The 11,995-nt window shown below is 59.5% G+C and carries 11 protein-coding genes; 5 read left to right on the plus strand and 6 right to left on the minus strand.

Annotated features, from left to right (window positions below):
* The first annotated feature begins 19 nt into the window (after positions 1–19).
* Positions 20–463, plus strand: coding sequence for an ester cyclase (locus Hhyl6_RS10550; protein ID WP_483739151.1), 444 nt, complete (start codon positions 20–22; stop codon positions 461–463).
* A 64-nt stretch (positions 464–527) separates the two neighbouring features.
* Here the strand turns inward: Hhyl6_RS10550 and Hhyl6_RS10555 are convergent, their stop codons facing one another.
* The gene (locus Hhyl6_RS10555; protein ID WP_483739152.1) at positions 528–4,217 is read right to left on the minus strand and encodes a type IV secretory system conjugative DNA transfer family protein; all 3,690 of its coding nucleotides are present in this window, start codon (positions 4,215–4,217) and stop codon (positions 528–530) included.
* A gap of 273 nt (positions 4,218–4,490) precedes the next feature.
* Complete coding sequence (locus Hhyl6_RS10560; protein WP_483739153.1) at positions 4,491–4,730, minus strand: DUF8154 family protein; 240 nt, start codon at positions 4,728–4,730, stop codon at positions 4,491–4,493.
* A 231-nt stretch (positions 4,731–4,961) separates the two neighbouring features.
* Here Hhyl6_RS10560 and Hhyl6_RS10565 point away from each other — a divergent pair, with 231 nt between their 5' ends.
* Entirely contained in the window at positions 4,962–5,846 is an 885-nt protein-coding gene (locus Hhyl6_RS10565) for an IS1595 family transposase (protein ID WP_483738666.1), read from the plus strand.
* A gap of 110 nt (positions 5,847–5,956) precedes the next feature.
* Here Hhyl6_RS10565 and Hhyl6_RS10570 read toward each other — a convergent pair whose 3' ends face one another.
* The 3 genes from Hhyl6_RS10570 to Hhyl6_RS10580 form a co-directional block, all read right to left on the minus strand.
* Entirely contained in the window at positions 5,957–6,637 is a 681-nt protein-coding gene (locus Hhyl6_RS10570; protein ID WP_483739154.1) for an IS6 family transposase, read from the minus strand.
* 288 nt (positions 6,638–6,925) lie between these two features.
* Positions 6,926–7,396 carry a toxin-antitoxin system TumE family protein gene (locus Hhyl6_RS10575; protein WP_483739155.1) on the minus strand — a complete coding sequence of 157 codons (471 nt, stop codon included), beginning with the start codon at positions 7,394–7,396 and terminating at the stop codon, positions 6,926–6,928.
* Entirely contained in the window at positions 7,396–7,959 is a 564-nt protein-coding gene (locus Hhyl6_RS10580) for a DUF7342 family protein (RefSeq protein ID WP_483739156.1), read from the minus strand. Before Hhyl6_RS10580 ends, Hhyl6_RS10575 begins: the two co-directional genes overlap by 1 nt.
* A gap of 654 nt (positions 7,960–8,613) precedes the next feature.
* On the opposite strand from Hhyl6_RS10580, the gene Hhyl6_RS10585 reads away from it, so the two are divergent.
* A complete protein-coding gene (locus Hhyl6_RS10585) occupies positions 8,614–9,465 on the plus strand; it encodes a DNA-binding protein (RefSeq protein ID WP_483739157.1) in 852 nt (283 codons plus the stop codon).
* A gap of 341 nt (positions 9,466–9,806) precedes the next feature.
* Here the strand turns inward: Hhyl6_RS10585 and Hhyl6_RS10590 are convergent, their stop codons facing one another.
* Positions 9,807–10,919: a transposase gene (locus Hhyl6_RS10590; protein WP_483739158.1), complete on the minus strand. Its 1,113-nt coding sequence runs from the start codon at positions 10,917–10,919 to the stop codon at positions 9,807–9,809.
* Between the two features lie 355 nt (positions 10,920–11,274).
* On the opposite strand from Hhyl6_RS10590, the gene Hhyl6_RS10595 reads away from it, so the two are divergent.
* Together Hhyl6_RS10595 and Hhyl6_RS10600 are read left to right on the plus strand one after the other, a co-directional pair.
* Positions 11,275–11,637, plus strand: coding sequence for a MarR family transcriptional regulator (locus Hhyl6_RS10595; protein WP_483739159.1), 363 nt, complete (start codon positions 11,275–11,277; stop codon positions 11,635–11,637).
* Between the two features lie 71 nt (positions 11,638–11,708).
* A complete protein-coding gene (locus Hhyl6_RS10600) occupies positions 11,709–11,972 on the plus strand; it encodes a hypothetical protein (protein ID WP_483739160.1) in 264 nt (87 codons plus the stop codon).
* Positions 11,973–11,995: the final 23 nt, after the last annotated feature.

Here is an 11,995-nt window from a genome sequence, read left to right on the forward strand (position 1 = left end):
ACTCTATACTGATGGAACAATGAGCGTTACAACAACGGAAGACCGGAAACAGGTGGTCCGAGAGTCCGAACTCGAGGCGTGGAACGAGGGGGGTGTAGACGTGTTCGACGACATTTACGCAGACGACTACGTCATGCACACGGCGTTGGGTGATCAAGATCTGGCCGACGTGAAGGAGATGATCGAGGCAGTGCGATCGGGAACATCGGACTTCGAATTCCGGGTTGAGGATCTATTCGGCGAGGGCGACCGGGTCGTTCTGCGGTACTCCCTGGGTGGAACGAACACCGGACCATCCTTCCTAACGGAGGATCCGACCGGGGAGTCGTGGGAGGGCTCGGGAATCTCGATCTATCGTTTCGAAGACGGAGTAGTCGCCGAACAGTGGGACAGCTTCGACTTCCTTGGCGTGATGCAACAGCTCGGCCTCGTTCCATCCGAGCCGACAGAATTACGCGCGTAACTGAGGCGTCGTTTTCGTCGTCAACGGATTTGCAGTGTGATCCAGATAATCGAGGAGGGAATCCTCACGCAGAGCGGTCGTCGACCATATCTCGAACTTGCTCGACGGTGTACATCGCCGTACACCCCGGTGTGTCGATACGGAACTCACTGGCTGGCGTACTCTCAGAATAGGTCTTCTCGATACGCGGGTCGCCCTCCAATGGGTCGTTTAGCGCACTCAGCACGCGATGGGCCTCCGAATGTGACATCGTCACCCAAATCGCTTCGTCCGGGTCACAGGCCGCCATCTTGTCGAAGTCTTCGGGGACGGCCCGGCGAAGGTCGTGATTGATGCGCTCGGCTTCGAGCGTGACGACGACGCGGCCCTCTGCGTCGAGGCCGACGGCGTCGATGCGATGCCGGTCGTACTCGCTTGCGGCCTCGGTCAGGTCGTCCTCGTTGCCACCCATGGCGCTCGCTGCAGGGACAGCGGCACGGTCACGCTCGTCGAGTTCGAAATACGGGACGACGTCGACGACGGGTGAGTCATCGTCGTTCTGATAGTGGGTTTCCAGATACCGTCGGCCGACTTCGACGGCCAGCACATGTTGGCTCGTCTCTTCTAAGTCACCCTTGCCGTGGCCGTAGTCGACGCCCTTGCGATAGTGCTCGCCGATGAGACTGCGCCCCTCGGGCGTAACAGTGTACAGGCGATGGGGCCGGTCCGTATCGTGACTGAGGACGCCGTCGTCGATCAGGTCCTGAATTGCTTCGCTGTCGACATCGAGGTACTCCTGCAGGCGAAGCATGCTGTCGTGAAGGAGGTCGTACTCCACAGGGTCGTAGCGCAACTGCTGGGCGTTATACACAGTCTGGAGGAACATGAGCTGTACATCGGTACAGTCAGTCTCCGCTCGCTCGTCGGGCGTGAGCTTGAGGTTCACCTCACAGATTGGCACGTCATCGCGGTCGACCTCCTCAAGTGCGGAGCAACACTCGATGGCCCGGTGCATGCCCGTACTGTCTGGGTCATAGCGACTCTCACACGCCGTACAGGAGAGGCCGTGTATCGCGGCGTCGTAGGTGACCGTTGGCGGCAATCTGTTGGTGTAGGGGAGGGCGCTGTCCACCCGCTGTGGGGATTCTCCCTCCTCGTCCTCGTGGTCGTCGACCGTATTCGGTTCGACGAGATGGAGTGCGGCCGTCTCGCTCATGCGTGTCTGGAGACGTGCCGTCGCGGCCTCGAAGCCGCGTCGTCGGGGTGGCGTCGTCGCCGCAGGATGGCCCTTCGGTGGAGTGAGTGAGCGCACCAGAAACGGTCTCGGTTCGTCTTCGTCGAATTGTGCAGGGAGTGAGACGAACCACTGGCCACGTCGGAGAGCGCGAAGCCGATTGCCCACGTTTTCAGGACGCATCTCGTCGGTTGCCAGCCGTCGCGCCAGTTCCTCATCGACGGCGACGTTGCCCGCGACGATGGTCGAGACGTTGTTCAGGACTTCTCGATAGGCCCTCTCACTCGTTTCTTCTAACTGCGCCGGAAACTGCATCGCGAGTGTGAGTGCACAGTCGAAACTCCGGGACTGTGAGAGTAACTCGGAGAGGAGCGAAGAGACGGCGATGCTGGCGGCTTCCTCGACGTAGACGTTGACCAGCGGTCGGTCCTCGTCTTCGTCCGTCTCGTCGGCAGCAGTATCGGCAGCATTGTCGACAAGGTCTACACCATCACCCTGACTCGTGAGCGCACGACGTTTGAGTGCCGACCAGAGATTCGAGAGAATCAACAGCGCGAGTGCCCGCTGGGACTCGCTCCGTAGCCGGCCCGTATCGAAGATGATGACGACGTCTTCGTCGAGATAGTCTATGAGGTCGAACAGTGGGTCCTCACTCTCCTCGCTCCGGTCGGGGATGTGATTGAAGATGCGCGCAAGCCGGGGATTGACGGGGACCTTTTCGATGCGGTTTGCAACCCCCTGCATGATCTCGTCGAAGGTCCGGGCTCGGTTGGCGACGACGCCGGCGAGCATGCGCTCGAGATCTGAGTCGGAGACCGGCGGTGCCGTATTCCGGTCGTGCATCTCCTGAATCGCCCCGTGGAGATCGCGGTGGCTGAAGGCGTCCTCGCCACTAACCGGGTCGAACATCGCCTTCGTCATGTAGCGGATGATGTCCGGCGAGCGAACGGCTTGCTCGAAGCGGTCACGACCCATGAGCTGGATGAGTATCTCGATGTAGTGATCGACGCGGTCCTCGACAGCAGCGGTGCGTGAAATCCCACGGTCGAGTTCGTCACGGATATCGAAAAACGAGAAGGCAGGCAACAGCTCCGCACAGTCGAAGTACAGGACGTTTTCTACGGTCCCGTAGCGCTCGTAGTGCGCGTGCATGTACTCGATGGGCATGCCATCGCCCTTCGGGTCGATGAGGATGTCAGCGCCGTCTGTGGCTTCGTGATTGTCGAGGATGGCGTTGATCAGACTCGTCGATTTCCCCGAGCCCGTCTTTCCGAACCACGCGAGGTGGAGTGACTGGAGAGCCGGTGGGAGCGATATCGGATCGGGATCTGGCGTGTTGTCCTGTGTGAGTGGATGGCCGATCGGGATGCCTGGACTCCGATAGCGCGTGAGTTGGCGTTCGGGTGGGTGCGTGAGTGGCTGGCGGTCGGTGGGCGTCGCATCGATACAGCGTCGGCCTGCGGCCGTGAGGCCAGCGCCATCGAGCAGGCAGAAACTCCCGAGTTCGGTGGCGTCGGCGACGATAACTGGCTGTCGGTTAGCCGACCACGGCAGCCGCTCCCGTAGAGTAGCTGTGTCGGCCTGGAACGTCGCACTTTCGAGGTGTTTTCTGAGTCGGTCGGCCTCCGTGTCCGTAGCGATGCGACCCTGTATCTCGTAGGTCGTCTGTGAAACGTATGTGAACGCCGTCGCCAGTTCGTCGGCGATACCCTCTGGTGATTGGTCGGTAGTTTCGGCGGTCGATGACGGTTCAGTCCCGACGACTGCTCTGAGGTTGAGGTTGAACGAATAGCGCGGATCTCGCTCGTCGAGTTCGGCCAGTCGCTGTTCTGCGTCCCGTGTGAGCGTGAGATCCTCGTCTTCTGGTTGCCCGAAGAGCGCGTTCGTCAGTTTCCCACCGAGCGTATCCTCGCCGGACTCGATATCGAGTTGTCGTTCTGCTAATTCCGGTGACCAGTCGGCTTTCGGCTGTCCGAGTATCTGGAAGGCTATCGGAAACGGGCTGTTCGCGATAGTCTCGACGACGCCGGCCAACGGAACGCGATTCGTGCTGGATTCGCCTTCGTAGAAGGAGCCGAAAGACGTGAGACTCGTCTGCCAATCCTTGCGATGTGTCGTCTGGCGTTCGTACTCGACAGCGGAAGGTGGTGTCCCAGTGGCGTCAGTCGGTAGTGTTGTTACCCCCTGCAAGATTCCTGCCCGACTCTCCCGGACGCGTTCGAACTCGTAGGTGTCCGGAAAGAGCGCTCTGAGCGAGCCCTGTAGTGCGTCCAGTGTCTCAGGTTGGTCAGTCGTAACGTAGTAGGACAGTCCCGCGTCGTCGCCGACGAGCAGCCACTCGAACATCGGTGGCTGGGTTCCTTCGCGCAGTCGTGTCAGCCAGCCTGCCTCCGATGAGGCAGCAAGGCGGTGTAGCCGACGGGCCTGTGTCTCGACGACGGCCGGGTCAAGTGGGTCCTCGGCCGGCTGTATCCGGATGTAGGTGTGCGTTTCCTCGGCTGGGACTGGTAGGGTGTTGTCTGTCGGTGGGGAACGAGCCATCGATACTGGTTGGTCACTCGATGCAGGGTGTCTGTATAAGCGCTCGTGTCCGGGCGAACTGTGACCCAAGGTTGGAAGTAGCAGTTCCAGAAGCAGGGTTGGGCCAATCTGAGTAGAGTTGGAAATACGCAACGGTGCGCTCCAACGCACGCAATCCTGATTATCTGTAGGGCTTGCAAGACTACTCCGGAGCGTATCGGTCGAGTGTCTTGGGGAATTCAGCGATCCCCTTCGTAGAATCGGTCGTCAACGTCGTCATCTCCGCTCGCTCGGTCACTGGTCACAGTTGCAGACGCCGCCTTCGCGGATCTGGTCGGTGACGTGTTGATGGGTTTCGCGGGCCAACCGATGCAGCGCTTCGGCCTGTTGCTTCGATGGATGGCGGCCGCCGTAGTAGCTGTCTGTCCGATTGTCGCCATACAGGTCCTTGAGTTCGCCAGTCAGTCCCCGCTCTTGAGGCCGCCTTCTTTCGCGCAGATCTCGACCTTGGAGTGAGATAGTCTCGGACGACACACCGTCGATTCAACTGGACATCAAAACCGGAATGGTGGTTTTTGGCTGCAGACACACCACTCATTCATGTGAACAAGCAGGTCTATCCTCGGAGGAGGCAAAGATAATCTGGGTCTTGAAAGACTGCACGAGGAAACAATGTTCGATCGCTCTTGGGAAGTAGATTGTTGATAGCGAGAGCTGCGGCTAAAAGTCGAAGAGGGCAAGGGCACCGCGCCAGCGGTGCCCGATATGTTCCCAATGAGCCGATTCGTGTCGGAATCGGCTGCAGCGGACCTGCTGGAACAGGTTCGCTGGCGTGATGGCGTCGAATGCCCCCGCTGCCGTTCTGACCTGACGGTCAGAAACGGCAGCTATCGGGTGTATCAGCGGTATTTGTGTAAGAATTGCGGTCGGACGTTCAACGACAAAACCGACACGATCTTCGCTCACTCGAAGATGAAGCTCAAAGAGTGGTACTTCACGATCTACGTGTTCTTACGGTTTAACACGAGCATTCGACAGATTGAGGCGGAACTCAATCGTTCGTACAGAACGGTGAGACGGCGCGTCGAGCGCTTCGCCAGAGCGCTCGACGCGCCTTCGATCACGCTGTCTGGACCGGTCGAAATCGACGAGGTGTACGTCTCTGCTGGCCTCAAAGGCCGCGAGCGCGACCAGGAGTCGCGCTCGCGTGGCCTGTCCACGCGTGGACGAGGATCGTACGACGGTGACAAACCGCCGGTGTTCACGCTGGTCGACCGTGGCTCGGACGATCGGTACGTCGTGCCAGCGAAATCCGCCGACGAATCGACCATCCGACTCCTGCTCGCCGACCACGAGCAGGAGTCGCTGACCGTCTATACCGATGGATTTCGGGCCTATGATCCGTTAGAGGACGACGACGGGTTCAACCGCAAATACGTCGTCCACGGCGACGGAGAATACGCTGACGGCGATATCCACGTCAACACCTGCGAGAGCCACGCGTCGCTGACGCGACGGTGGCTCTCGCCCCACCGAGGAGTCTCAAAAGACAAGCTAACGCCGTATCTCAGAACGCTTCAGCTCCGTCGCGAACTCTACAGAAAACCAGGTGACGAAGCACTCAAACATGCTCTCGACGCCGTTCTCTGAAATCAACAACGTGCTTCACAAGAGCGATGTTCGATAATTACGACGTCGGTTGATTTCGTTGAGTATTGGTTTATGTTGTTCAGTTGAAACAATGGTGTGTGGGGCACTGTCTAGTTCAGAACCTCCTCTGCTGGCGTTCGTCCGTCGAGTGATTGGTTGGGCCGTTCGTGGTTGTAATGATGTCTGAAGCGTCGTAACCACTGTCTGGCGCTCGATTGACTGCCCCGCCAGTACGTGTGGAAGCGGTCGATTCGCATGGTGATGGTCTGGAACCATTTTTCGATGTGGTTCCGGGTTCGATAGTCGAGCCGACCGCTCAATTCGTGACGTGCGAGGGCAGTCAGATAGCCACCAGCGTCGACGAGAAACTCTGTGTCGGCGAGATCGTGTTTCTCGGTGAGGCGATGAAGGAACGCCGCGGCGGGATCGGTCCCGCGGCGGCTGAACACGTCGATTTCAAGCAGTAGTTTTGAGTCGGTGTCGATCGCTGCAAACAGCCACTTCTCTTCGCCGTCAACCTCGATCTGTTTCTCGTCGACCGCGACCCGCGACGGCTCTGCCGTCGGCGGGTCGCTCTGGACTTCAGAGAGCGTATGCACCCAGTTCCAGACCGCACCGTGGGAACGATCGACACCCAATAACTCTAAGATAGCGACCGTCTCCCTGATCGACAGCCCCGCCGTGTGGAGACGCACCCCAAATCGCCGGACGGGTGTCGGGGTGCGCTCGTTCTCCCAAACGTCTTGACTCTCCTCGTCTAACGTTTCACTGAGCAGGTCTGCGAGTTCCATGAACAGTTCTCGCTACGGCCTGCTCGTTCCTCAATCCCTCAACTAGACAGTGCCCTTCACTTGAAATCGTGGAGTGTCTCGGGTGACGCGGGTGGCCGATTTGTCCTGCCCCGAATCGGTCGGCGGCGACGATTAGTGGTATGCCAACAGTCATGCTAGTACACTGACGTCGAAAGCCCTCGTACCGGTTGGAGACCGACTTGTTGGAAGTGTTTCGAGGTGCCAGCCCCCCGTGTCGTCGACGATGTGTGGCGAGTTGAAGGATGACTGCTTGAATTCGTAGACTGATTATCCGACACGATCAGTAAGTCGGTCCAGTACAGTCCAGAGAATACGCGGTGGTGTGTCCGCCGAGAAGGACACAGACTCGTAGTCGTAGGGTCCGTCGGTTGAAGAGCGTTCCTGGTAGTGGAGTTTCCCGTCCACGTGTGGATTCGGTTCCCGGTGCCAACCACAATCGAATCCGGAAGCATCGCTGTAGTGAAACGCATACTCTGGGTCTCCTGGTGCTGGCCACCAAGCTACGCGGAGTGTCGCTTTGTCCGCATCGACGCCGAGTACTGCCGGATCGAGAATTGCACGGAGTTCACGATATTTGCCGTCCGGACGTCCGGTCGCTCGTTGCACTGAAGGATGTCGTTCGAGTTCACGTTGTAGTTCTCGGAGAATGCGGTGGCGCTCTGCTCCGAGATCGTCCGAGTTTCCACCGTCAGTGGCGACATCTTTCTTGTAAACAGGAGGGAATCCCGACGGCGGCATTACGCTGTCGCCGTCCGCGTATCGCTGTACTCATCGTACCGCGACAGTGCATCTTCGATAAGGGAGAGACGGTACTTCGTGAGCTCCCAGTCACTCGCAGTGCGTCGACGCTCCATAGCCTCCTCAGCAGATGTCTCTTCACCAGCCGCAGTACTGCGGAGTTCGTCCGGCGAGCGCACGTCGTATTCGTCTTGCCACGACTCGACGTCGGCTTTCAGATCTGCAGCCAGTTTAGTGAGTTCGTCACGGTCGTGTTCGATGACGAGTTCGCGGAGGTCACGGGTGCGGACGTACACCGGGTCTGGATAGTACGTGACGGCACTGCCCGTCGTATCCGTAGTGAGGACGTGGAGTTCTGCGAGGCTGTCTAAGTGTCGACGGGCGGTGTTCTCGGCGACGAGTGCTTCCGCTGCGATCCATCCCGCGGAGCGTGGGTCTGATAGTGAGAGCGCGACAGAACGAACGCGATCGAACGCGCTCGTGTGTTCCTTCCAGGCGGCGTCACCCGACGCACCATCCGTGTCGGCGGGAACGTCGGCGTCGTCCTGATCAGTCGGTGCCATGCTAGTCCGTTGGATTTGCAAATGTATAATTGTATCTCTGTATCAAATTATTCACTTCGTTATCGACGACGGCGAAAGAGAATATGGCAAAGACGTTGAGAGGGATGCAGTTACTTCGAAAGCCCTCGGGCCGTTCGACTCCCGCGACTCGCTGCGCGCTTCGCTCACTCCGTTCGCTGCAGTGCTTGTGCTTTGAAAATCGCTGGCCACGATTTTCAGCATCCCGCAAGAGCGCCGCGCTCTTGCGAGGACGTCGTCGGGGTTCCTCGAGCGGCCCTCGCCCTTTCAGTCCACCAGGAAGCGGTTGGGCGGGTCTGGATGTGGCCCGCCCCGCTCGCCCGGCCGACGCCCGCATCACTCACAGCGAACGGCGTTCGCTGTTCGTTCCTCGCTCGCCCGTTTGGGACGCCAGCATCAAGTGCGGTTTCGGTCTTCGTGCCTCAGACCGGAAACCGACTTGAAACTGGCCGCTCGGGCGGCCTGGCCGGCCGCGCGGTTCTGGATGTGCCTGTCGAGAGCGCGCGCTGCCCGCGCCCTGTCGGGCGCGTGAAGGCGCGGACAGCGCGCGAGGATGTCGTCGAGGTGTGATGAGAGCCACGGCTGGAGAGTCGTGAAAGTTGGATGACGCTGAGTAGGCGCCTTCAGGATACTGCAATGAGTATAGAGAATTCGATCCGATATGAAGGTTGGCACGAGGAACAGCGCGTTGAACAGGAAGCCGTCGTCGAGGAGACGCCGGAGCTGCGGCGGTCAGTCGAACAGGAGATACAGGGCACCGTCGACACGAATCACTACGAGGCAGCTGGACGAGGGCTCACCCTCGAAGCGGAGGAGCGGTTAGCGGCACGCGACTGGGAGATTTCGCGAACGCGAACCCGGTGGGACTGCAGAGCGGACTCAGACCGAGAAGCCCGGACGAGAGCCGTGGTCGAAGAGAAGAACGAGGCGCGACGTCGGCGGTTCGAGGAGCGAGCGGCGAGCGTGGATACGTGGGCAGACTCCAAGCGGGTGGACCCACGAAGCGAACTCACCCGAGAGGAGTTGGCGAGCGTGAATCGGCAGGCACGGCGGATACACGAGCGGGTCCGGACGGGAACGACGACGGCGGCGCTCTCGAAGCGCATGGCCCAGAAGATGGCAGACGGTGCAGATATCGTGGATGCGTCGGTCTCAGTCACCGAAGAAGAGTGGCTCGCACCGGGAACGGTCGTGCCGATCGGGAAACTGGAAGGAGCGAATCGAAGCGAAGTGTGTCTCGAGGGTCGGGTCACGGTGCTCTGGGAGCCAACGACGCCAGCCATCTCGCAGGTGGGCCTCATCGAAGACGAGACGGGGACGACGAAGTTCACGGCCTGGACGAAGTCGGACATGAAGCTGGTCAGAGAGGGCGAGTGGGTGCGGTTCCGTGGGGTCGCAAAGAGCTGGTACGACGGGCGCGTCTCGGTGGCACTGACGGGCTGGAGCAGAGTCGAGTTCCCCGAACGCGAGCGCGGCGAGCGGTTGTAGGCCGAGCGGGCGGTCTTTTTTGTTGACCCCCCGTTGCCTCCCCAGCCGTCGTCCTCGCTTCGCTCGGACGCCCCTCGCGCGTTCTCGGCGCGGGAGCCCCGATTCCTCGCGCGCCACTCTGTCATCTACCCACGGCTAAACAGTAGTTGCCGATTCAAATTGCAGAGTGTTCGCTGAGGGACGGCGAGATTGCTGAAATCCAGCCTGAGTCGGTTGTTTTAGCAGTGATTCGAGTAGGTGGTGATGGACGAGACGAGATATTTACGGCGACCGTCAGTCTCGCCAGTACGGAGGGGCGTGCTGACCCGGGCACCAGCCCGGGTCTGCCGCCCCGACGAGGCTTATCCGTAGGTCACTGGCCCGAGGAAGAACCGAAACGTCGCCGTCGAGACTGCTGGGCGCGTTTTCACCCGCCGGTGCTCAGAGAGCAGGAGACACACCACTATCCAAAGATTGTACAGCGCCACAGCGAACAGAAAGTAGAACAACCGCACCGCAAACACCGGTGACGTCGTCCGAGGCAGGAATTCACCGATCTTCCGGTAGGACGTTTCTATGCCCCACCGACGCCGATACGCTTGCGCGAGTGGGACCGCTTCATCTACCGTCCGCTCCCGGTTCGTGATCAGACACAGCGAGTCGTCGTCCCGCGAGTGGTGCGGGACGACGACGAGCGTCACCGGGACACGCATCGTCGGTGAACTCTTCTTCACTAATGCGTAGTCAGTGACGAACACACTCTCATCATGGTCGGATAGGTCGCGCTTGATTCCCGGTGTTTTGGGAGCACGCATGACGAACTCCACACCGAGATCGACGAGTTCGTCGACTAACTCTACCCGATACAATCCACGATCACAGTAGATGCGGGTGATCGAGACGGCCTGACGCGCCGTCTCGATCACCTCGCGGATCGCCTTGATCAGGGACGGTGTGTCGGTCCGAGCAACGTGCTTGGACGCGAGCGTGAACCGCGCTGCCGGTGACACAATGCACAGTGTCACAAAGACGTAGGCGAGGTCGGTGCCGCGGTCAGGGTTGATTCGCGACACCATCGGTGTCTGCTTCGAGCCGTAGTAGAGCCACTCGTGGAGGTCTAACGCAACCTCTGCCGTGTTCGGAAAGCGACGAGCCCTGTGTGTCTGCGTGATGAACTGCTCGCGGACGCCATCGAACTGGGCGTCGATGGCGTCCGCGTTCATCCGGCCGAGATTGTACAGCAGAGATTTCGCCAGCGGACTGCGGTCTTCGAGATCGAGAGTTTCACCTCTGGCAAGTTGGAGATGTCTGGCACTGGTGTTGGTGAACTCCCGTTCGAAGGCACTCCGAGTGAGGACTCTGGCGAAGTCCTCACTCGGATAGGTGCCGTTGTGTTTCGCTCCGAAGTCTAAGGCGGGATAGAGAAGCGAGCCTGCGGCACGACAGAGCTGCCGTGCCTCGGTGGTAGCGACCATACTCCTCGTACGGTGTCACCGAAGAAATCCGACTCTCAGCTACTTCGGCAACTACTGTAAAGTCGTGGGCTTCCGCCTCAATTCTCTGTGAATCGTTCAGTACAGCGGAGTGAGATACCATCTCAGTCGAATCCCGATCGGATACTGAGCAGGAGCGGTGTGCAAGATACAACGTGCGAGTCGGGCGTGTATGTCTCTGTGACGAACCCCGTTCTTTAGCTCCTCCACCATCTCCGGGGAACGAACGGTGTCCATGTCGACCCCACTATGCACAACGGTGGATATCTGCCACTTGAACGAGTCTGTAGGCAGAAGACTAATTACTCACGTCAACAGATGATTACAGTAGATTACAATGCCCGTCGATTTCGAGAGCTACCATCCGAGTAACCTTCCAAATGAGGGGACAAACGGGCGGCGGATCCTAGAATACCTTGCACAGCATCCCGAACTTGGGTTTACGCCGAGCGAGCTCGCCGACGAACTCGAGATACCACGGGGAAGTGTTGGGACGACACTGAGCCGCCTCGAAGAGCGAGGGCTCGTCCGACACAAAGGTGAGTATTGGGCGATCAATATCGAGGCATACGACGCTCAAACAGCCAGTGAGATCGGCCTCCGGGCAGTGGCTGACCAGTTCGAGGGTGATCACTACGATACAAACCCTGATTGGGACGATGCACTCCCAGATGTTAACGCTGAAACGAGTGCCGAGTGATGCTTCGACGTGGAAGCATCGTCGTCGCCTCCGATCCCTACGGACATACTCCTCGACGACCCTACCTCATCTTGAGCGACGAGGCACACCCATTTGCGGGTGAGCAATACATCGCCACCGGTATCACGACGAAAGAGTACTCACCATCGATTTCGTTGGAGGGACGGTTCGTCGAAGGTGGTCTCTCGGAACAATCATTCGTCTCTCCGTGGGCTGTCGTCTCCCTTCGTGAGGCCGATATCGAACGCGCCGTGGCAATTGTCGACCAAACGGTGACGAGAACCGCGGCTGAACAAATGGCCCGATTCGTTGGATACGCCCCAACCGACTCGTAGTAATGCGGTTCAGAGCGCCAGGT

The sequence above is a fragment of the Haloarcula sp. H-hyl6 genome (assembly GCF_056934455.1).